Here is a 21,689-nt window from a genome sequence, read left to right on the forward strand (position 1 = left end):
TAAAGCTTGAATCATTTTTTATGAATTAGGTGTTCTTTCATAACACTGATATTTGACGTTGATATCTGTGACACGAATATTGTAGTGTAAAAATTAGCATTTTAGACACAGTAGATTCAAATATCTGAATTCTAAATAATGACTGCTCAAGCTTTTTAGACTAAGTGAGGTTATTATGCTCGCTCAATTACTTCCTATGCTCGCCATTACGTTTGGCGTATTTGTTCTTTTCTTTTTGATGATGGGTATTGGATATATGATCAAAAAAGAACCCTTAAGGGGTTCTTGCGGTCGTGTGGCTAATCTAATGGGGGATGAGACCTGCTCATTTTGTGGGGATGATCCCAATAAATGCGACAAGATGAACGATGATGCTAACCTTAATGAAAAAGCGGCAGAACTTGGTAAATCAGCTGTCTGATTTACTTACTTTTAACCAGCAGCTTTTTAACTTTCAGTTTAATACCTTTTTTAATTCTAAGCTTTTAAATCTTGTTTCTTAAGTGGCAGCTATTAAGTGAATGCTCTTAAGTGGCGGTTGTTAATTAACAGTTGCCAGTTTCTAAGTATCAGATTAGCCAGTTGTACACTAATAGAACCATCGTTTAGGCGGTGGTTTTTTTAGTGGATATCTTGTCATCGCTTTGCTTTTAGTAGGTATTTTTTATGTCAAACCCCGCTGCCGCTACCCAGCATAATTCGCACAAAGAGCCTGCATCACGTACCACATTTTGGCTCGTCATTATTGCTATTGTGCTTATGGCGAGTAATATGCGCTCGCCAATCGTGGCACTGGGGTCTATCGCGCCTGTAGTGCAAGACGCTTTAAATCTTGATGCATCGCATATCGGGTGGCTAGGGGCAATCCCAATGTTAATGTTTGCGCTAGGCGCTCTGATCTCACCTTCAATAGGCAAACGTTATGGGCTTGAAAACACGCTAATCGGCGTTGTTATAGCGGTGACTATAGGCATTATTATTCGTTCGACATGGCTAGATTGGTATGGGTTTTTATTGGGGACGGTTCTATTAACTTTAGCCATTGGCTTTGCTAATACGCTGGTTGCACCAATAATAAAACTGCATACCTCAGCTCATATTGCCTTGGTGACCAGTATATTTAGTCTGACGATGTCTATCATGGCGGGCGTAGTATCAGGGCTGGTTTATCCACTTTCTGAACAAGTCGGCTGGCAGTGGGCACTTGGCGGCTGGACCATCCTTGGCGTAGCCGCAATTGTCGCTTGGGTTATTTTACGCTTGAAGCTAGGCTCATCTCATAACATACCCGCTGCAACGCTGACAGAAAATGAAGCGGCTCAAGAAGCGACTTCGGTTTGGAAATCGCCCCTAGCTTGGCAATTGGCCATATTCATGGGTTTACAGTCTTTGGTGTTTTATACCTTTGCTGCTTTTTTACCATCAATATGGATTAGTAGAGGGCTGAATGAGGTTCAGGCAGGTAGCATGGCGTCTATTTTTCAGTTTATGGCCCCGATTGCTATTATAAGTATGACGTGGCTGATTCGTAAGCGGGGCATGAAAATACAAACAGTCGCCCTCATTGCCAGCACTCTTATTGTTTTAGGTATGATCGGTATCTCATACCTGCCGTCTATCATGCCGATTCTATGGACGGCTTTTCTTGGCTTAGGTTGCGCGGCTATTTTTACCTTATGTATCATGTTGTTTTCACTGCGCACCTACACCCCTAATCAAGCGAGTAAACTTTCGGGTATGGCGCAAACAGTTGCCTATCTGGTGGCTTTTATAGGACCTTTTGGTGCAGGTTGGTTGTACGAAATTACGGATAATTGGGATGCCCCTTTATTGTTTATTTTGGTATTGACTGTCATTAACATCATTATTGCTTGGCTCGCCAGTCGTCCTATTATGATTGACGGCAAGCCTGCTTAAGCACTATTCTATGGCAATACATTACTAATCCTTACTCAGTCTAAGCTAGCAACTCCCTTTTTAAGCACATAACAAATGGTCCTTTTATGAAGTTTTCAAAATACGGTCAACAGTTCACTAAAACCAGCGCTATCTCTCAGCTCATGGATGATTTAGGTGATGCTTTAAAAAGCCCTACTCCGGTTAACATGCTAGGCGGGGGTAACCCTGCCCGTATCGATAAAGTAAATGAGGCATTTTTTGAAGCATATCAATCCCTACAACAAGGTGGTATTGAGAGCAGTGCGATAGAATCCGTGGGTAACTATTCAAACCCACAAGGGGACGCAAAATTTATTGATGCTTTGGTTGACTTTTTTAACCGTCATTATGACTGGAACTTAACTAGCGATAACATCGTATTGACCAATGGTTCGCAAAATGCCTTCTTCTATTTATTTAACTTGTTTGGTGGGAAATTTGAAGACGATAAAGGCAACCTGAGTACCAAGTCCATTTTACTGCCACTAGCTCCTGAATATATCGGCTATAGCGATGTACAAATTGATGGTGAACACTTTATTTCGATAAAGCCCGAAATCGAAGAGGTTGAGCATGAATCTGAAACCGGCTTTTTTAAATACAAGATTGATTTTAAAACACTAGAGAACCTACCCGCATTGAAAAATGGTGAGATTGGTGCTATTTGCTGCTCTCGCCCAACTAATCCTACTGGCAACGTGTTAACCGACGAAGAAATGGCACATCTTGCCCAAATCGCTAAGCAGTATGACGTGCCGCTAATCATTGATAACGCCTACGGCGAGCCCTTCCCCAATATTATTTACCCTGATGTCAATTTAAACTGGGACAGCAATACCATCTTATGCTTCAGCCTATCAAAAATTGGTCTGCCAGGCGCGCGTACTGGTATTATTGTCGCCGCGCCAGAGGTGGTTAAAACTGTCAGTGCTATGAATGCGGTAGTCAATCTAGCACCTACTCGTTTTGGTGCTGCCATTACTACGCCACTGCTAAAAGACGATCGTCTAAAACAGATTTGTGATAAGACCATCCAGCCGTTTTATGCGCGAAAAGCAAAAAAGGCCATTGCTCATATTAAAAAAGAAATGGGTAACTATCCGGTCTTGGTACATAAACCAGAAGGCGCTATTTTCTTATGGGTATGGTTTAAAGATTTACCGATTTCGACCACAGAGCTATACGATCGCTTAAAACAGAAAAACACTTTAATTGTACCCAGTGAGCACTTCTATCCTGGTTTAGATACCAGTGACTACCCACACGCTCATCAATGCGTGCGTATGAGTATTGCCGCTCATGATGATACTTTAGAAGCGGGCATCAAAGTAATTGGTGAGGTAGTGCGTGAGCTTTATGATAATGCTTAAAGGGTTTAAGTTAAGTTGTGCTTAATCAATGAATTATTGCCTATTGCTCACAAAAAAGACTATCTGAGCATCTTAAATGCAAAGTTAGTCTTTTTAAATGGTCATATACAAAGATGCTTTAAAGCTTTCGGTCAACACAATTAATTTCAAAATTATTCACTCTTTCAAACGACAATACTGCGTTGAATAATCAAGGTATCTTTTTGTATCAGCGAAAAGTTTATTTATATCTTTTGATGCATGCTTTGCTACCTGCTCACCAAAACACTGGCATTTTTGAGCAGCATTTGTTTTATGGTTAATTTTAGCAGCATTTAAACACATATTGATGACTGAAGATTGTATATAAGGTTTTAAGCATTGATAAGCACTTTGCTCAACATTAACTCCTACTTCTTTTACTGAAGTTACCCCTGAATCATATTTGGCGACCGTGTTATCTGCTGCGCAGCCACAATAATTCTTAAAGTCATCTTCTGATTTTATAAACCCCATATAGTAAGCCTCTGCTTCTGAGGCTGTATTGATACAACTATTATAGGTCATACTACGTAATTCGCTTTTACTAATGACACCCTGGATATTATTAACATGATCAGTATCATTCGAATAAGCAGATAAATTTAGTAGGCCTATAAGGACAATAATTGTAGTAACAAATGCTTTATTCATAAATCTCTCATTTATTCAATCTAGTTAAGCATAGCAAACTCTTTGATCCTTTACTAAATCAATGCATAACTGATCTCAAACAGCTTAGTAACTAAGACTTTGCTACAATTACCATTATACCCCTTTACTAATTTTAGTGTTTAAAAGGATGATTCATGTCAGTTTTTACCCCTATTTTATCAAAAAAAAAGACAATGTCCTCTTTAAAGGTACTTAGCTTGTCTATTCTTTTTGGATTTGCACTTAGTGCCTGCAAACCTGCCAGCGACACGGCTAAAAACCCCGAAAATACGATTGCACTCGAAAGTGAAACTATGCCTGTAGAACAACCAATGACTGTGCCAATTACCGATACAACAGCGTCACAACCGATTACCTCACCAACCCAAACTATCGAACAACCCATTACCATCCTAGCTCTTGGTGATTCTCTCACTGAGGGTCTCGGTGTCCCCGAAAATCAGGCATACCCTGCCCAATTAGAACAAGCTGTGAAGGATGCAGGCTATGTTAATGCCAAAGTAGTAAATGCTGGTTTAAGCGGTGAGACCAGCAGTGGACTGGTCAATCGTCTCGACTGGGCGCTTAAAACCAAACCTGATATCACTATTTTGACTATAGGTGCTAATGACGCCATGCGCGGTATCGATGTAGCGACGGTAGAAGATAATATACGTACCGCTATTGAGCGTTTACAAAGTGAAGGCAGTACGGTGATACTTGGTGGTATGAAGATTTATGACAACTTAGGCGATGACTACGTACAGTCTTTTTCAAACATCTATCCGAGACTGGCCGAAGAATACGATATTGCCTTCATACCTTTCTTCTTAGAAGGTGTGGGCGGTGATCCTAAGTTAAATCAATCCGATGCCATTCATCCCACAGCTGACGGATATACCAAGATAGTTCATAACAATATATTTCCCGTACTCAAGCCGACGCTTGAAAAATTTGTGGATAGTAAAGAGGCTGAGCCAAATGAGACCGTACAATGAACAAGTCGATAAGTAAAACAGTAAATGACCCCCATTCGAATAAAACGAGCAAACCCCTATTGTACGCCAGAAATTTATCTAAAAGCGTTATTATTGGCGAGACTAAGACTGACATTATCAAAGACGTTAATGTGAGTATTGCAGCAGGTGAGTTTGCAGTGATAATGGGTAAATCGGGATCAGGCAAATCAACACTGCTCGGACTGCTCGCAGGTTTAGACTACCCTGATACGGGCGAGGTTTGGCTAGATGGACAGAATTTAACCGATTTGTCTGAAGATGAATTGGCGCAAAAACGTCAGCAAGACATGGGCTTTGTGTTTCAGTCGTTTCATCTGTTGCCGACGTTAACCGTTAGCGAGAATATAGCTTTCCCTTTGGACATAGCGCGCCAGCCTGATCCGGATAGAGTTGAACAACTGTTAGTGGCAGTTGGACTCACCCATCGCCGTGACAGCTTACCGCATCAACTCTCTGGTGGCGAACAACAACGCACCGCATTGGCACGGGCATTGGTTGCGCGTCCTAAAATCATCTTTGCTGATGAGCCGACAGGTAATTTGGATGAACAAAATGCCCAGCAGGTGATGAACTTATTACTGGAATTACAACAGCAATCCGGAACCGCTCTGGTAGTGGTGACCCATGACCCAGCGCTTACCCAAAAAGCAGATCAGGTGATTACCATTCATGATGGGCAGATTGAAGATTGAGGATTGATTGAGGATTAAATAGCCAACCTATCTCTAAATAATGTTTGTTTCTGTTTCTGATGTTTATAAAAGTTTGCTAAAAATGAGAACTTAAAAGTAACTGTGATAAATTAAGGAAAACTAACTCAACATATGTAACTTTTAAGTTTTTATTCTAACTAAGAGACTTTTATGACTAATAATATAACCATAAAGAAACCAATCAAAAATTTTATTCTACTCGCTGGTGCAGCCAGTATTCTCACCGCCTGTGCTACGCCAACCTCGAAAAGCACCTCCAACGCTCCTTATGCAACGCTGCAATCAGCAGATATGATTGTCACCAATGCTAAAGTGGCGGTGATGGACGACGCACGTACCACTGCTGAAGCAATAGCTGTTAAGGACGGTAAGGTACTCATGACAGGTAGCGCTAAGGACATCTTGCGTTTGCGTAATGACGATACTCAAGTTATCGATGCACATGGTCGCACCTTGATACCGGGGTTAAATGACTCACATCTACATATAACTCGGGGTGGTCGCTTTTATAATACCGAACTGCGCTGGGACGGCGTCACCTCACTAAAAGAAGCCCTACGTATGCTCAAAGAGCAAGCGGACAGAACGCCTAAGGGTCAATGGGTGCGCGTGATTGGCGGTTGGTCGCCATATCAATTTGAAGAAAAGCGGATGCCGACTATAGAGGAGATTAACGAGGCGACGGGTGACACGCCTGCTTTCGTATTATACCTATACAGCCGTGGTTGGTTGAATCAAGCGGGACTTGACGCCTTGGGGATTGATAAAGATACCCAACCGCCAAATGATGACAGTCGTTATGAGCGCGATGAAGACGGCAATCCTACAGGCGTGCTACTCGCTGAGCCTAATGCCATGATTCTGTATCAAGTTATTGGTAAATTGCCACCGTTATCTGAACAAGAGATGATTAACTCAACGGCGCATTTTAACCATGAATTAAATCGCTTTGGCTTGACCAGTGCCATTGATGCTGGCGGCGGTGGGCATACTTTCCCGCAAGACTATGACGCCTCGCAAGCCTTGGCAAAAAACGGTGATGCTTCACTGCGGATCTCTTACTACTTATTCCCACAAAAAGCAGGTGAAGAAAAACAAGCCTTTGAACAATGGATGGCAAATAATACCGCCTCTGTTAACGAGCATACCCACCTTGAACACGGCTATGAGTTAAAAGGCGGTGGTGAGTATATGACATGGGCGGCCGGTGATTTTGAAAACTTTTTGGCACCAAAGCCACTTATCAAAAATAACGAGGGTTGGCGTGAGAGTACCAAAGAGATTATCCAAATGCACGTTAACGAAGGCTGGCCGTTTAGACAGCACTCTACCTATGGCGAGAATACTGCGCTAATTGTTGATTTGGTCGATGAGATTGACCGTGAAAACGACCATAAGATTCGTGATGAGATGCGCTGGGCAATTGACCACGGTGAAACCATTACTGATGAGACCTTGCGTGAAATCAAACGTTTGAATGGTGGCGTTTCGGTACAAGACCGTATGGCGTATGCTGGCGAATACTTTGTGGAGCGTTACGGAAGCGCTGCCGCCAAAACCACCCCACCGTTTAAGAAAATTTACGAGATGGGTATTCCGCTAGGCTCGGGTACAGATGGAACACGCGTCGCCAGTTACAACCCTTGGGTGTCGTTGTATTGGATGACGACGGGTAAGACGGTCGGTGGTATGCAGTTGTACGATAAGAACAATGTCTTAGACCGTGACGATGCGCTAGAGGTGTACACGAGCGGCAGTGCATGGTTCTCTCAGGAAGAAGACGTTAAAGGGACGCTAGAGAAGGGTAAATATGCGGACTTTGTGTTGTTATCTGATGACTATTTCACTGTACCCGACGAAAAAATCAAAACCATTGAATCGGTATTAACAGTGGTTGGCGGTGATGTGGTTTATGGTGCTGGTGAGTACAATACGCTAAATCCGCAACTGCCTGCGATTATCCCAAGCTGGTCACCCGTTAAGTATTATGGCGGTTATCATAATCCTACTAAACCTGCGGCTAAACAGTAGCTTACCCAAAAAGCAGATCAGGTGATTACCATTCATGATGGGCAGATTGTATGAATATAGCCTTGTTCGACTTTGACGGCACGATCACTCGCAAAGATACTTTTAGTAACTTTATTTTATATGCCACACCCAAAAATAGATTGCGCCTTGGTCGTTTTATACTATTGCCGACACTTATAAAATACAAACTAGGCTTAGTAAAAGGTCAAGATATTCGTGCCAAAGTATTACATTCTGCGTTTCGAGGCACCAGTGAGAAAAATTTAAAAGCCAAAGGTAAAACGTATGCGGAACAAGAGCTACCTAATTATCTACGCCCTAAAGCAATGCAACGGATACAGTGGCATATAGATAGAGGCGACACAGTCGTCATTGTGTCCGCGTCACTAGATTTATATTTAAAACCCTGGTGTGAGATACACGGGCTAGCATTGATATGCACTGAAGTTGCTACTAAAGACGGTGTGCTGACTGGCTATACTAAACAAGGGGATTGTAGCTCACATCAGAAACAAATGATGGTTTGCAAACATTATAATCTTGATGACTTTGAACAGGTTTATGCCTATGGTGATACGGTAGAGGATAATGAATTGTTATCGTTGGCGTCGGATAATAAACGGTATTACTGTTATTTTGAGTAATAATATTAATCCAGCATTAGGCCTTATTTGCTATTAGATTATGAAGTTACAAATGAGATAAACTGTCGTCAAATACGAATAATTGACAAGATAATATCGACATGTTAGTTGGAAATTAGTCAAAATTTGGTGAAAAATATAGCTATTTTGAGACTACAAATTCTGAAGTTTCAAATAGAGACATGACCTAGACCCCTGCTGTAGAAAGAGTGTGATTACAGCCTGATAATCATTTTGTCCTATTCTTAAATCAGACCACTACTCATCCGACTCCGACCATACCGCAAACTCATTACCACTGGGCTCGGTAAAGTGAAAACGATATCCACCGGGAAACTCAAATATATCTTGAATAATAGTGCCGCCATTATTAATCACTTTATCCAAAGTTGATAACAGACTATCACTATAAAATACCAATAAAGCACCACCATGATCGGTTAGATTCACCTTGTCCGACTGATAAAAGCCACCATCTAACCCTTCATTTTCGAATGCGGTGTAGTGCTCGCCATAATCAGTAAACTGCCAATTAAATACTGTGCGAAAGAAGGCTTTCGTCGCTGATAAGTTTGTTGAGGCAAATTCGACATAGTTTAGTTTCTCGTGCTGTTTCATATTTAAATCCATTTTTTATGTTTATAGTTATAGAGTACCCTTAATCTAAGCCTTCATCATGACGTTTAACAATAAATTGCTAGATTTCGACGGTGTTAATCAAACCTTATGACAACTAATAAAAAGCATATTTTTATCATCGGTGGTACGGGCGGTATAGGTAAAGCGCTACTCAACCGCCTATACCACGACGAATCAGTAGCGCGAATCTTTGCGACGTATCATAATCGAGTACCTGCCAACTTTAATACAAGCGATAATGGGCGCCGCACAGATAGCAAAGTAATTTGGCTTGCGATGGATGTGACTTGCGAGCGTAGTATAAAAAATGCCATTATTCAAATTGGTGAGCACGTCAGCCATATTGATTGGGTTATCAATGCGGTGGGATTATTGCACAAGGAGACGCACCAACCAGAGAAAGCAATCAGCCAACTTGACCCCGACTTTTTTATAGAAAATATGACAATTAATGCCCTACCTAGCCTACTGATTGCCAAGCATATCAAACCGTTATTAAAAGCAGGTAAATCCAGTGAGGTGCATCCCGCTATTTATGCGACGGTTTCGGCTCGGGTCGGCAGTATTAGCGATAATAGACTCGGTGGTTGGTACAGCTATCGCATGAGTAAAGCGGCACTCAATATGGGTATGAAAACGTTGTCGATTGAATGGCAGCGCTCACTTAAAAACGTCTGTGTTGTGGTGATGCAGCCCGGTACGGTTGATACGTCGTTGTCTAAGCCGTATCAAACCAATGTCCCTCAAGACACGTTATTCGAACCCAATCAATGCGCTGATAATCTGTTGTCCGTATTGGTACAGCTAACCTTTAAGGATACTGGCTGCTTTGTGGATTGGTCAGGTAAGCGTATAGATTGGTAGATAAAACTTATTTAAATCCTAGACACGAAAAATCGGTCTAACAATGAGGCCGTTATCAGTGATGTTTTGCTAATGAATGGTTAAGTGCGCGACGCTCACAAAGGGGACGTCCACATCTTCTTAGTCATCTTATACAATACATGCTCGGCTAGCCGATGTGTTGGCTCAAGGTTAGGGTGATAAAAATTCTTACCTGTATTGGTCATGCCAATACGCTGCATCACTGCTTGTGAGGCTGAATTGGTAGTTGTGGTAAAGGACACGACTTCATGCAAATTAAGCTTGTTAAAGGCAAACCGTAACGCCTCGGTTGCTGCTTCAGTAGCATAGCCCCTACCCCAATAGTCAGAATGCAATCGCCAACCAATCTCGACACAAGGCGAGCACGGTAGCTCTGCACTTGGCTCATGCAGTCCAACAAAGCCAATAAACTTACCATTCTCTTCTACATTGTCTTTTAGTGCAACTGCCCAAAACCCCCAGCCTCTATCTGCTATCAGCTGTTTAAGCCTTTCTGCCATCGTATCACTCTCCTGCCGTGTTAATGGCTTTGGAAAATGCGCCATCACTTTAGGGTCAGCATTTAGTTCAGCGAAAATAGGTAGATCATCATTGCGCCATTGACTCAGATAAAGACGTTTCGTTTCTAGGGTCATAGTTTTCATTTTGAGCGTCGTTATTAATCAAGTGGTCGTCTATTTTCAACAGACTATCAACAAAATAAGACACAAGATATAGGGTTTGTTTTGTATATTGGCTAGACTATTTTAACTAAACTTATCATTAGCCTAAAGGTTTACCCATGCTCTCGTTAATGGAACATTTAATTGAATGGATTGATGTCATTGCCAAAGTTGTCGAATTTATTGGTGTGATGATTATGTTTTTAGGGCTAGTCATGGCATTTACGAAGGCAATAATGTCATCGGATAAATTCAGTCATGATACCTATATAGGTATTAGACAAGACGTTGGAAAGTCGATTTTATTGGGGCTAGAGGTGCTAATTGCTGCTGATATTATGGCAACCGTGGTGACCGAACCGACATTACGCAGCGTGGTCGTGCTTGGCCTTATTGTCATTATCAGAACGTTCTTAAGTTTATCTTTACAAGTTGAGCTTGAGGGGCGGTTTCCTTGGCAAAAGGAGGAATAATATCTAAGACTAATAAAACTAACAGAAATAAAACACTCAAGGATCAAAACAATTTATGTGCTGTTTATGTTAGTTAACTTTTTCTCAAAATCTTGTTCATTATAAGTAGTGATTACACTTAAAATATTCTCTACCACATCATTTAACTCTATAAATACGTCATTGTTGCTATAACGAAGCACCTGAATACCTAAGCTATTTAAAAAATTAGTTCGTACTTGATCATACAGTAGCCGTTCAGCTACATAATGATGAGTACCATCAATCTCAATAACTAACTTTAATGCAGGGCAGTAGAAATCAACAATATAATCGCCTATACCATGTTGACGACGAAACTTCACGCCTAACTGTTTACCTTTTAGCTTACGCCATAGAAGTTGTTCAGCCTCTGTCGCTTCATTTCGTAACTCCTGTCGTCGCTCCTTGTAAACTCGTTTGTTGAAGATTTTATTTGTCAATTGCCATCCTTTTTTATTATTAGTTTATATACCCCTCCCTAGCCCTCCCCTTAATAAGGGGAGGGAAAATCACCCTTACTCTCGCCTTAGTAAGAGGAGGGAACACAACATTCTGATTATTCCACAAGTCTACATTTGATAAAAGCATTGTTTTGACCCCCCTCCTTTTCAAGGAGGGGCTGGGGGTGGTTCTAAATAAGAGCTGGGAGTGGTATTAAAGATATAGAGAATAGTTGAAGTGCTAAAAACGAAATTTAACTTAACCTTATGTCTAAAACAGGTAGAATAAAATAACCTCTCATTCTACCCAGTAAAAATCGCTATGACCTCAGACACCACACCCAAATCATCTAAAAAGCCATCCAAAGCCTACTCAAACCTCGGTAGTAAATCCCTACAACGTAGCTGGTGGCGGCATTGGGTGTATCCACTACTGTTTTTGTTGGCGATGGTGTTATCACTGTCCACGTATTTGACCCTTGATTCCATTCAGCAATCGGTGCGTGATTATGTGACCGACAATCAACGAGCATTGGTGGGTGGGGATATCATCTTGAACAGTAAGCAGGCATGGACACCCGATGTATTACAAGCGGTAGAAGCGTTTGCATCTGATAGTGACGCGACTAATAGTGGTGCAACTAATAGTGAGGCGACTAATAAAACTGGCGTGGTTTACGATTATCAATTTAACGCCATGATTTCAAGCATCAATGATGACAGCTCTGTAAACAACGCTTTAAATGAAGACAGCGCTGACGTCAGTGCAGATGTCAGTGCAGATGTCAGTGCAGACAACAGTGCTTTACTCGCTCGTATCAAAGCAGTATCTAATCAATATCCGCTATATGGTGAAGTCGAGCTGGCATCGGGCAAACCGCTATGGGAGCAACTACAACCCAAAACCGTGGTGGTAGAAACGCAAGTTTTAACAGGACTTGAGGTGGCTGTTGGCGATAAGATTAAGATTGGCGATGCAGTATTTACCATTGCTGATGAGCTGGTGGCAGAACCCGACCGTCCGTTAACGGCATTTGGCTTTGGTGCTCGGGTACTGATGACTGATAGCGATTTAGACGCCACCAATTTGATGGGGCAACGTAGCCGAGTCAATTACCGTATTGAGTTGGCAGGTAACGTTGATACAAAAGCGGATGCCAGTGCCAATTTATATAGGCAGCTTGAGCAAATTATTGACACCCTGCCCGATTCGCAAGATGTTGAGCTGACTACTGCTGATGAATCCAACACGTCAGTCACCGCAGTGTCAGATAATGTGTTGATTTTTTTGAAGCTATTGGTGATTGCGGTGCTGTTTTTGTCTGCGGTGGCGCTACTTAGTGTGGTCAAAGCCTTTGTTGGCATGCAACAAAAGTCCAATGCCATTCGCCGCGCCATTGGTGAGTCGGTGCAAGCGATTAAACGCAGTTATTATCAGGTGTTTTTGGGCATGGCGGTGCTCGCTTGTGTCGCCTCTGGTCTTTTAAGCTTAGGTATGATTCATATCGGCGCACAATATTTGACCGCCATTTTACCGCCTGATATCGCACTGTCGATTCGCTGGGTGAGTGTGGCAAAAATCAGCATTGTCGCTCTGGTCATTACCATATTGGTGGTGCAGCAAAGCTTATATGCAGTGACCCACACCAAACCATCTGCGGTACTTAAACAGTCGGCAAGCAATACCCGCCAACATCCGCCTTTGTATTGGTACGGACTGGTACTATTGGCAAGTTATGGACTGCTTGCTTATGAGTTTGGCTCATGGCTGACAGGCCTGCAGGTATTGGGCGGTATGCTGGCGCTGGCAGGCTGTTTCTGGTTACTTGGTAAAGGGTGGTTGTGGCTACTGGCGAAGATTATTGCACGCGGCGCCGGCGGTAAGTCGTCAGGATGGATGGCTCGTATCGCGGTGCATAACCTATCCCGTAAGGGCAATCAATCGGCGCTATTTTTTGTGACATTAGCGCTGTCGGTGGCGGTACTTACCATGATTACCCTACTTAATCACAGCTTAAATGAGCAATTTGTACAAGCCTATCCTGAAGACGCCCCAAATCTGTTTTTGCTCGATGTGCAAAGTGACCAGCATGACCAATTAAACACCATGATTGACTCGCCCATTACTTACTATCCGGTGGTGCGCGCAAGAGTCACCGAGGCAGGCAGTGTGCCTATTGAGGATGTCGAACCACGGGGTAGCTCGGGCGATGACCCCACTCGGGTGTTTAATCTAAGCTATGCCGATAGTGTCATGGACACTGAATTTATTACCGAATCGATCGACTCTGGTGAGCTTTATACCTCTATTGATGCCAAATCTCAAACGCCAAGTGAGACTACAACGTTAGATGTTGTGCCGTTATCCATTTTAGATACCGCAGCCGATTTATTAAATGTCGATATGGGCGATCAAGTCCGCTTTAACATTCAAGGTATCGAGATTGTCGGGCAGATCACCAGTGTTCGTGAGCGTTACGAGCGTGGCCCTAGTCCGTTTTTCTATTTTTTGTTTGAGCCTGACGTCCTGGCAGATGCCCCGCAAATTCAGTTTGCGACGACCAAGGTAGATAGCGAGCAAATACCGCAAATTCAAACCGACCTTGTGCGTGCGTTTCCTGCGATTACTACCATTGATGGCGGGGCGATTGCCCAGCAAGTACAGGGCTTTGTGAGTCAAATGAGCCGCTTGGTACAAGTGTTTACCTTGCTGGCGATGATTACGGGCATTATGGTGCTGATTACGTCCTTATTATCGACGTCGCAAGACCGCCTACGGGACAGTGCTTCGTTTCGCTTATTGGGTATGCAAACCAGTGATTTGTATAAAATTAATATGCTAGAGATTGGCTTATTAGGGATTAGTGCGGGTGCGTTCGCCGTCGTGCTGGCAAGTAGCACGGCGTATGTGATTATTACCCAGTGGTTTAATCTGCGCTTTAGTGTGCCTTGGGGTAGCTTTGCGCTCGGTGCTGCGTTACTGATAGCGGTGTTGTTGATTATTGCGATTGGGTATGTGCGTTTGGTGATTGGGCGTGGGATTATGGCGAGGGTTCGGGGGATGGTTTAGGGTTTGAAGATATTTAAGCCAATCCCATTACGCGCTTGTATCTTGCCCACCCGCTGACGCAGTGACTAAACTGCTTCTCTGTTAAATAGATATATCGATGAATAAAATTTTTTTGTTAAACTCTACTAATTTAATCTGAAATATGTCTTTATTAATCATACCCCCCTCTCAACTCTTTATAAGTTATTGATAATTAAATGCTTATAAAATTGAGCCTTAAAGGTAAATCTTTCAAGCCCTTTAAAATCAAAGGTTTATAAAAAAGAGTTGAGAGTGGGTTAATCATTTTTTAAAGCCCTTTCTATTGAAGTTAAGCTATCTGAAATGCTTCGTATCGCCTTTAGGTTTGGATTGTTATTTAAAGATGCCACTCTATCTGAAATACTTTGTATCGCCTCTAGGTTTGGATTGTTATTTAAAGATGCCACTCTGTCTGAAATGCTTCGTGTCGCCTCTAGGTTTGGATTGTTATTTAAAGATGCCACTCTGTCTGAAATGCTTCGTATCGCCTCTAGGTTTGGATTGTTATTTAAAGATGCCACTCTGTCTGGAATGCTTCGTGTCGCCTCTAGGTTTGGATTGTTATTTAAAGATGCCACTCTGTCTGAAATACTTTGTATCGCTTCTAGGCTTGGATTAGAACTTAAAGAGTTTAGTCTATCTAAACTGATACTCGTAAAATGTTCTTTAGCTTCATTAATAGCTTTATCATCAACGGAAATTCCCAGATAATTTCTAGCATCAAGAAGAAAGTCATTAGTACAATACATTTTAAAACTAGTTATCATAGCCTTTCTATAAATTTCATCTTTAAGTTCGGGTCGAGCACCTATCACTTTTTCTCCACGTGATTCAATCAACTCCCACCAATCTTCTTTGGTATCATTAGTTATAAATACTATGTTTTTCAACGAATCATTGTTACTAGCATATTCTATTATCTGTTTCCAAATAATCAAATCACCATACTTGCGTTCATACTCAATACCATTAAATACAAAGGTTGCTTTGTCTGGATTTTTTTCTTTATTAATGTCTTTATAACCAGGAGGTATTTTTTCGTTGTACCTATCCTATCCTTCCCTTCTTCATTGACCTTCTTTATAAACTCTTCTTTTGGCTCTTCTCCAACTTTGCCTTTGAAAATCTTATCTAATCTTTCTCTAATTTCATCATGACTTCTAACGCAAGGTTGTGCAGAGTCATGATGACTAACATCTTCTCTAAAGCTTTCTACCAAATTTAAAATATCTTCTTTAAATTTCTCTTTTGCTTTAAAAAGGCTCGGATTTCTATCTTTAAGATTGAAATCGGCAAAATCCTTTTCGACTATATCTATTATACTTTTAAGCTTTTTATTAATATTATTGAATACTGACTTTTCATCTCTAATTATACTTAGTCTTTTGTTTTGATACTCTAAAGCGACATGAAAAGGTATCCAAATCCTATCATTTAGCTCATCTAAAACCTTAAAAAACTCTTCTCTTGTTTCTTCAGAATATTGATATAAATTTAGTAGAATATTCGTATCGAATATATAAATAGTGTTCTCGTCAGACCAAATACCCCTTAGCTCTTCATCGTTCAATTGATAAAAACACTTAAACTTATCTTTCATCTTTAAACCTCTAAACTTAGGAATGTAGGTATTATTTAATTACGTACTACATTAGCTCAAACATGCTTTAAAATCAAAGGCTTTAGGTTTACATAAAGGACTTTAAAGGTGCGTAGAATGCACCCTACCGACCAGCCTATTGAGTTTAAAACCCTAGCTAACCTTGCTTTCACGTGAACTTTGCATCGGAGGAGAAGTTTAGCCCTGATTGAAACAGATATACTTGGTATACCACAGGGGTGCAGACACTTGGCTAGAGATGGTATCGCTAAGTCAGGAACGACTCTTGCTATTAGCGCCTGCCCCTGTATAAACCAAGATTTTAGCTTAAAGCAGGATTAGCTACAAAATCCTATCCACAGAATATACCCGCAAAGCAATCTATTGAGGTTTCTGCTTGCCAAGGATTAGGGATTTGTAACACTTCATCAACTCGCTGTCTGGCAATAGAAATATCTTGATAGTCATCACCATTGGGTTCGATGTCACCACGGCGCTCAATGTCTGAGGTTTGCATAAACTGTAAGAATTTCTTGGCGTCTTTTGCCAGTTGGCTGTTGGGCTGATGCGACAACTCAATCATTGCCAAATTATCTTCTGGCTCATAGAAGTAATGCATGGCATCGTCTGTCCAATCTGTATTATCTGAACCGTAAAATAAAGAGAACCGGTAAATGTTATAAAGCTGCTGGGCTTCTTGCTTATGGCGTCCATTTGGATAGCGCTTTAAATAATCCTCCCAAAACAAAGCGCGCTCTATGAGGTTTTCTAAAGAGACGTTAATAGCCGCATCATTCCAAAAAATATCCTGATTGTCCTTTGCCATACGCTCAAAGAAGGTACGGTCTTGTTCGGTCAAATAAGGGGCAAACCGAGACACCATTGCTGATAAATCATGGCTAAAAGTATAGTAGCCTTCGCCCAAATACTTAAGATAAACATCTTCATCACTCTGTGATAACGTGAGTAAGTATCTAAGATGGGGATTTAGAATTTCCTGTTGAGTCTTTGAGAGGGCCTGGCCAGTGTCTACCTTGTATGCTATGTTATTAAAAACGTCAAGGTTGTCCTCACCCCGCAAGCCGTCATCCAAAAAACGGTAATACATCTCATTGTATTGTGTTAGTAGCATGAGTGCGGTTGTACTGTCCGTTTGTTCTAAACAAACAGGAAGCGCTTCATTAACTTGATAGATAGACTCTATCTTACTGTTTATGCCAACTTGCGCCATTATCTCACGTACAATGTCGCAGTTCGCTTTACTTGTATCGACGTTTATCGCCATTTCCGTTTCATTTTCTACAGTACCTTCTTTTTCAATACTTTTATTGTCATTAGCAATTTCTATTGGCTTTGGCTCGGCTTGACTAGCTTTGGTAGTCGTTAGTTCAGCTTGCGTAAACTCGTCGGACTTCGTTTCACAGGCGCTAATAGCGAGTAATAATAATGAGGTGATGAGGTATCGGTTTGTTAATAGATTACTCATAAGGGTTATTTCTCTGCTTGATGGCTATTGGTTTAAAATAGTTTTAAGTAGGCGTAGCGTAGTGCAGTGAAGCGGAGTCCACGAAGGTTAATATTAACGCAGGTTATCACCCACGATTTGATAATTCTATGAGCGTGTATATTGTGTCAATCCTTACTTAACATCTCCAACGTCAACTGGAGGAGCGGTTTAGCCGTGACATTAGAACCGTTAAAAATTGCACTGCAATTTTAGGTTCGCAAGATAAAATGCTTTAACGGGCATTTTCTGAGCGGATATAGTTGGTGAAGCATAGGGTTGCAGGCGCTTGGTAAGAGTCGTTATCGCTGAGTCAGGAACGACGCTTGCCAAGCGCCCGCCCCTAATCAAGCCAAGATAGTAGCGAATGGCGCGATTGGCTACTCAAAACCCAATCCCTGTGAACTCTGAATCGCACAAAGCAGCTTTAATTATAAACACTCCGAATAGTCATCTTGATACAGAATAGAATAAATTGGCTTAGACCGTAGGTCTTTATTAATTATATTGGTAGCGACCCAAGCGCCAATAGTCTCTATCTTTGACCCAATAAAATTCTACTTTGATTAAAGTATTATTCAATAGGTATTAATATAATACACAATTAGTATTAAGGGTATTTAAATTAAGACTATAAGTTTACAGCTTTCAAATACGCCAAGATTTGGCACTATTATTCATGGGAGCACTCATAAAAACCATTTACAAAAGTCTCTCTTAACTCACTTTTAATTGATAATTTACAGTCGTATACTCAAATAGTGACCCACAGCGTCTTTCATATGTTTTTTAGTTGTATCCCTCAATATGACGGACTCTAATGCAACCAAGGAGAACACTATGAAGGAGCGTACTGAAAAAAACACCACCAGAGGTGTCACTAAAGACTGGGCCGATGGTAATCAAGCCAAAGACACTGGCAAACACAGCAATGTGGCTCGCATCGATGAGACCTGTCAGCGTCTGCTACAAGATGTCAATGAGGCCATATATCAGCTTAATGAAGACAAGCTTAATACCTTAACTCATTGTGAAGAAAGCTTGGCAGGCTGCGGCTGCGGTTCGTCGTCCTCTAGCACGCCTAAAGTAGATTTGGTCATACTCATTGATGCCAGTGGCTCGATGTCCACTGCTGCGACAGCCGTTGCAGAAGCCGCCGATGAAGCGTTGCGCAAAGCCGCTGATGAATGTCCATCAGACTTACGAGTTACATGGCTTGCTGTCGATGGTTCAAAATCTGGAGCCAATCCACCAGGGTATTTGGGAGATATCACCTCGACCCTTGCCGGCACCAATTTTACCCAAACTCATCAACAATATCTTGAGAGTATCGGCAGTTTAGGCCCTTTTAAACAAGACGAGCCGCAGCCGGCAGGAGACTTAACCTACCCTGGCGAGGAGGGCGCCGATTCGATTGCTGATATTAGTAATTTTTATGATTGGCGAGAGGGGGCGTGTAAATCAATATTTTATATTAGTGATACGGCACTTGATGGTTATTCGGCATTCTATGATGCAGCTGCAACCAATGCCACTGCGGCAGCTGTTGCCAATGGCGTGGTGGTATTTGCTCATAAAATAACGCCCGGCAGTGACAATAGCCCCGGTGTTGTCGCATCCTATGACAACATGACCGATCCAACTGGGGGTAGTACCTATCATGGCCCGGTCAGTGAAGAGCAATACGTAGAATTACTGATCAACGCCATTTGTAATGCATGCGGGTCAGAATGTAAAGTGTTGGACATACCAAAAATTAACCCTTGCGTCTCCCTAAAATGGGGCGACAGTGACTGTGACTGCTTTGAGACTGATGACGTTGAAACGGCTATCATCTCAGTGTGCAATTGCTATTCCAATATTACTTTTAGTGGGGTGCGTATCGCTCAGCTATCGGTCTTAATGGAGGATGGTTCGCCCGTACCTTTATTGCCAGATGGCACGCCGTCAGTTGAGGTGATTCCTCAAGGTGGATTATGTTTTGGTAACGTTGAACCTTGTGAAGAAGGCGGTACGAACTGTGTGTCTCGTGAGATTGTTATTCGCACCCGTGGTGCCAGAAGCGGTAAGTATCAGATTAAAGTCGAAGGCTTGTGTTTTGAGGTGAAACTGGTACAGCGGCATGATACCTGCTTTACATTGGAACTGTGTAAAGATTAACGTCAACGTTCTGAAACTTTAAGATAATAAAAGCCAAGTACATAGCTAAGTACTTGGCTTTTTAATATGAAAAACTAGAGGGTAGGTTTATGAGATATTAACAGTATTACATATGGTCAGTATCTACATATGGTTTGTTATCTAATGCTGCTGTAGCGGGCAATACGACTTCTTGTTGGAAATAACGTGACTTGCCATCTAATATTTTGTTAACGTCATTGATTAGATCTTCAATGACATCGTCATAGAGGCCTAAGTGTAGCTCTCTATCAAACCCTGTATACGCATGCTTACGAGCAGCTGAGCGTACATCGGTAATACCATGCTTTTGAAAGAAGATATCTACACGGCCATCACTATTTAGCACACAGCTTAAAACGCCATCATCAATTTCTAAATCGTAACGCTCAGGAATAAAGATATAATCATCCACATCCAGTAGCTCTTTTTCGACAGATCTTGTTAATAAAGATTTAATATCGAACATATACGTCTCCTTTATTATTTTAAATTTTAATAAATATGATTAATAGTCATCTTATTTCATTACAAATATAGTCGAATTTATAGCCCAATCCATTGATAAATAAAGCTTATTGGTTATGTAGTTACCGACTATATTTATACGCTTACAAACCATTTTAAAGAACTACTGCGCATTATTAAGTTATTATGTGTAAGACTTCGTTTAAAATTAGCAAAGCCCTACCATTTAATATGTATTGCTTTTGGTTTATGTAATTAGGTTTGCATCTCGCTTAGTAGCCAATTTTCAAAATCAGTAACCTGATCTGCCATCTCAGGCTTGACTTGTTTTAGCTTATCAAGAGCTGATCTTACTGAAGCGGTACCATAATTGATGTGAGTTAATGCCTGCTTTAGTGCATCGATTAAATCGACATTAAGTGCATCAGAGAAGATGACCACTTCTTTTATAATAGCTTGTTCAACATCCATATGAAGATCGATAATGCCCCAATCAAAACGGGTTTCGATGTGATGGCTAAACTGTGGCGTTTTGCCAAATCGCCAGTGCCAATCTGCCATTTGCTCATAATATTTGTTTAAGTGAGGTTGTTGTTTTAATGAGGCTTCATCTAATTCCTCAACCTCAGCAGTTTGCCCATAATACTCACAGAACGCCTCTATAATCGCCTGAGACAGGCTTTCGTGAGTGATAGTCTCATTGAATTCAACCAGATTAGCTACCCGTGAGCGTACTGACTTGATACCTTTGGCTTTTAGCTTTAATGGGTGCGGATGTAAATAGTCACCAAGCTTTTGCATATTGGCGTCCACCAATAGCGTACCGTGGTGGAAACTGCGATCAACCGCATGCTTAAATGCACTGCCTGATATTTTACGGTTGCCCACTTGCATGTCATTTCGACCCGACTGAGTGGCGTCGATACCCAACTTTTTTAGGGCATTGATAATGATTTGGAAATTGGCATCTTGGTCGTAGTCTTCTTTTGGAGATAAAAAGGTAAAGTTAGTATTACCCAAATCATGAAACACTGCCCCGCCCCCACTTTGACGGCGAGCGAGGTAAACCCCATCTTGTTCCATCTTATCAGTTTTGCACTCGACCCAAGGGTTTTGCGAGCGACCGATAACCACAGTTTCGCTATTTCGCCATAAAAATAAGGTGTGCGAGCCTGGATCAAGCTCTTGGAAAATCCAGTCTTCTGTCGCCAGATTAAACCAAGGGTTGGTGACTTCTGATTTTAAGATGCGAAGTTTCATGATGGATTCCTTTTTTGTTTTTATCTTGAGTTGTTTTTATCAGGAAGATGTTGTTTAATTAAGCTCAATAATACTTTTAAA

20 protein-coding genes are annotated in these 21,689 nt (G+C 41.5%); 11 read left to right on the forward strand and 9 right to left on the reverse strand.

Translation table 11 applies throughout. The features are described 5' to 3' along the window. The first annotated feature begins 175 nt into the window (after positions 1-175). From nqrM to AC2SLP_RS03215, 3 genes are all read left to right on the forward strand, one after another. Complete coding sequence (gene nqrM, locus AC2SLP_RS03205; protein ID WP_486535190.1) at positions 176-421, forward strand: (Na+)-NQR maturation NqrM; 246 nt, start codon at positions 176-178, stop codon at positions 419-421. 245 nt (positions 422-666) lie between these two features. After that, positions 667-1,917 (forward strand): MFS transporter, encoded by a 1,251-nt coding sequence (locus tag AC2SLP_RS03210; RefSeq protein ID WP_486535191.1) that lies wholly within the window; start codon positions 667-669, stop codon positions 1,915-1,917. Positions 1,918-2,003: 86 nt separating this feature from the next. After that, positions 2,004-3,308: a valine--pyruvate transaminase gene (locus tag AC2SLP_RS03215; RefSeq protein ID WP_486535192.1), complete on the forward strand. Its 1,305-nt coding sequence runs from the start codon at positions 2,004-2,006 to the stop codon at positions 3,306-3,308. Positions 3,309-3,464: 156 nt separating this feature from the next. Here AC2SLP_RS03215 and AC2SLP_RS03220 read toward each other — a convergent pair whose 3' ends face one another. Beyond that, complete coding sequence (locus tag AC2SLP_RS03220) at positions 3,465-3,980, reverse strand: hypothetical protein (protein ID WP_486535193.1); 516 nt, start codon at positions 3,978-3,980, stop codon at positions 3,465-3,467. 155 nt (positions 3,981-4,135) lie between these two features. Here AC2SLP_RS03220 and AC2SLP_RS03225 point away from each other — a divergent pair, with 155 nt between their 5' ends. The 4 genes from AC2SLP_RS03225 (at position 4,136) to AC2SLP_RS03240 (ending at position 8,387) form a co-directional block, all read left to right on the forward strand. Beyond that, complete coding sequence (locus AC2SLP_RS03225; RefSeq protein ID WP_486535194.1) at positions 4,136-4,978, forward strand: arylesterase; 843 nt, start codon at positions 4,136-4,138, stop codon at positions 4,976-4,978. Further along, positions 4,975-5,691: an ABC transporter ATP-binding protein gene (locus AC2SLP_RS03230; protein WP_486535195.1), complete on the forward strand. Its 717-nt coding sequence runs from the start codon at positions 4,975-4,977 to the stop codon at positions 5,689-5,691. The genes AC2SLP_RS03225 and AC2SLP_RS03230 overlap by 4 nt, the downstream gene beginning before the upstream one ends. Positions 5,692-5,862: 171 nt before the next feature. Continuing rightward, positions 5,863-7,743, forward strand: coding sequence for an amidohydrolase (locus AC2SLP_RS03235; RefSeq protein ID WP_486535196.1), 1,881 nt, complete (start codon positions 5,863-5,865; stop codon positions 7,741-7,743). Positions 7,744-7,793: 50 nt separating this feature from the next. Next, on the forward strand, positions 7,794-8,387 hold the full coding sequence (locus AC2SLP_RS03240) for an HAD-IB family hydrolase (protein WP_486535197.1): 594 nt from the start codon (positions 7,794-7,796) through the stop codon (positions 8,385-8,387). Positions 8,388-8,645: 258 nt separating this feature from the next. Here the strand turns inward: AC2SLP_RS03240 and AC2SLP_RS03245 are convergent, their stop codons facing one another. Beyond that, positions 8,646-9,005: a VOC family protein gene (locus AC2SLP_RS03245; protein ID WP_486535198.1), complete on the reverse strand. Its 360-nt coding sequence runs from the start codon at positions 9,003-9,005 to the stop codon at positions 8,646-8,648. A 108-nt stretch (positions 9,006-9,113) separates the two neighbouring features. Between AC2SLP_RS03245 and AC2SLP_RS03250 the strand changes: the two genes are divergently transcribed. Beyond that, positions 9,114-9,890, forward strand: coding sequence for an SDR family oxidoreductase (locus tag AC2SLP_RS03250; protein ID WP_486535199.1), 777 nt, complete (start codon positions 9,114-9,116; stop codon positions 9,888-9,890). A gap of 95 nt (positions 9,891-9,985) precedes the next feature. Here AC2SLP_RS03250 and AC2SLP_RS03255 read toward each other — a convergent pair whose 3' ends face one another. Next, positions 9,986-10,555 (reverse strand): GNAT family N-acetyltransferase, encoded by a 570-nt coding sequence (locus AC2SLP_RS03255; protein WP_486535200.1) that lies wholly within the window; start codon positions 10,553-10,555, stop codon positions 9,986-9,988. 137 nt (positions 10,556-10,692) lie between these two features. Here AC2SLP_RS03255 and AC2SLP_RS03260 point away from each other — a divergent pair, with 137 nt between their 5' ends. Beyond that, the gene (locus tag AC2SLP_RS03260) at positions 10,693-11,046 is read left to right on the forward strand and encodes a DUF1622 domain-containing protein (protein WP_486535201.1); all 354 of its coding nucleotides are present in this window, start codon (positions 10,693-10,695) and stop codon (positions 11,044-11,046) included. A 53-nt stretch (positions 11,047-11,099) separates the two neighbouring features. Here the strand turns inward: AC2SLP_RS03260 and AC2SLP_RS03265 are convergent, their stop codons facing one another. Then, a complete protein-coding gene (locus tag AC2SLP_RS03265; RefSeq protein ID WP_486535202.1) occupies positions 11,100-11,507 on the reverse strand; it encodes an endonuclease domain-containing protein in 408 nt (135 codons plus the stop codon). Positions 11,508-11,829: 322 nt separating this feature from the next. Here AC2SLP_RS03265 and AC2SLP_RS03270 point away from each other — a divergent pair, with 322 nt between their 5' ends. Further along, the gene (locus AC2SLP_RS03270) at positions 11,830-14,577 is read left to right on the forward strand and encodes an ABC transporter permease (RefSeq protein ID WP_486535203.1); all 2,748 of its coding nucleotides are present in this window, start codon (positions 11,830-11,832) and stop codon (positions 14,575-14,577) included. Between the two features lie 278 nt (positions 14,578-14,855). On the opposite strand, the gene AC2SLP_RS03275 is transcribed toward AC2SLP_RS03270, so the two are convergent. The 3 genes from AC2SLP_RS03275 to AC2SLP_RS03285 form a co-directional block, all read right to left on the reverse strand. Next, the gene (locus tag AC2SLP_RS03275; RefSeq protein WP_486535265.1) at positions 14,856-15,632 is read right to left on the reverse strand and encodes a PIN-like domain-containing protein; all 777 of its coding nucleotides are present in this window, start codon (positions 15,630-15,632) and stop codon (positions 14,856-14,858) included. Then, positions 15,533-16,198, reverse strand: a complete 666-nt coding sequence (locus AC2SLP_RS03280) for a PIN-like domain-containing protein (protein WP_486535204.1) — start codon at positions 16,196-16,198, stop codon at positions 15,533-15,535. Before AC2SLP_RS03280 ends, AC2SLP_RS03275 begins: the two co-directional genes overlap by 100 nt. 352 nt (positions 16,199-16,550) lie before the next feature. Beyond that, positions 16,551-17,684 (reverse strand): hypothetical protein, encoded by a 1,134-nt coding sequence (locus AC2SLP_RS03285; RefSeq protein WP_486535205.1) that lies wholly within the window; start codon positions 17,682-17,684, stop codon positions 16,551-16,553. A gap of 858 nt (positions 17,685-18,542) precedes the next feature. Between AC2SLP_RS03285 and AC2SLP_RS03290 the strand changes: the two genes are divergently transcribed. Beyond that, the gene (locus AC2SLP_RS03290) at positions 18,543-19,862 is read left to right on the forward strand and encodes a hypothetical protein (protein ID WP_486535206.1); all 1,320 of its coding nucleotides are present in this window, start codon (positions 18,543-18,545) and stop codon (positions 19,860-19,862) included. Positions 19,863-19,968: 106 nt separating this feature from the next. On the opposite strand, the gene AC2SLP_RS03295 is transcribed toward AC2SLP_RS03290, so the two are convergent. Then, positions 19,969-20,349 (reverse strand): hypothetical protein, encoded by a 381-nt coding sequence (locus AC2SLP_RS03295; protein WP_486535207.1) that lies wholly within the window; start codon positions 20,347-20,349, stop codon positions 19,969-19,971. Positions 20,350-20,603: 254 nt separating this feature from the next. Further along, complete coding sequence (lplA, locus tag AC2SLP_RS03300; protein ID WP_486535208.1) at positions 20,604-21,608, reverse strand: lipoate--protein ligase; 1,005 nt, start codon at positions 21,606-21,608, stop codon at positions 20,604-20,606. Between the last annotated feature and the right edge of the window lie 81 nt (positions 21,609-21,689).

This window comes from Psychrobacter sp. CX21 (assembly GCF_057396255.1).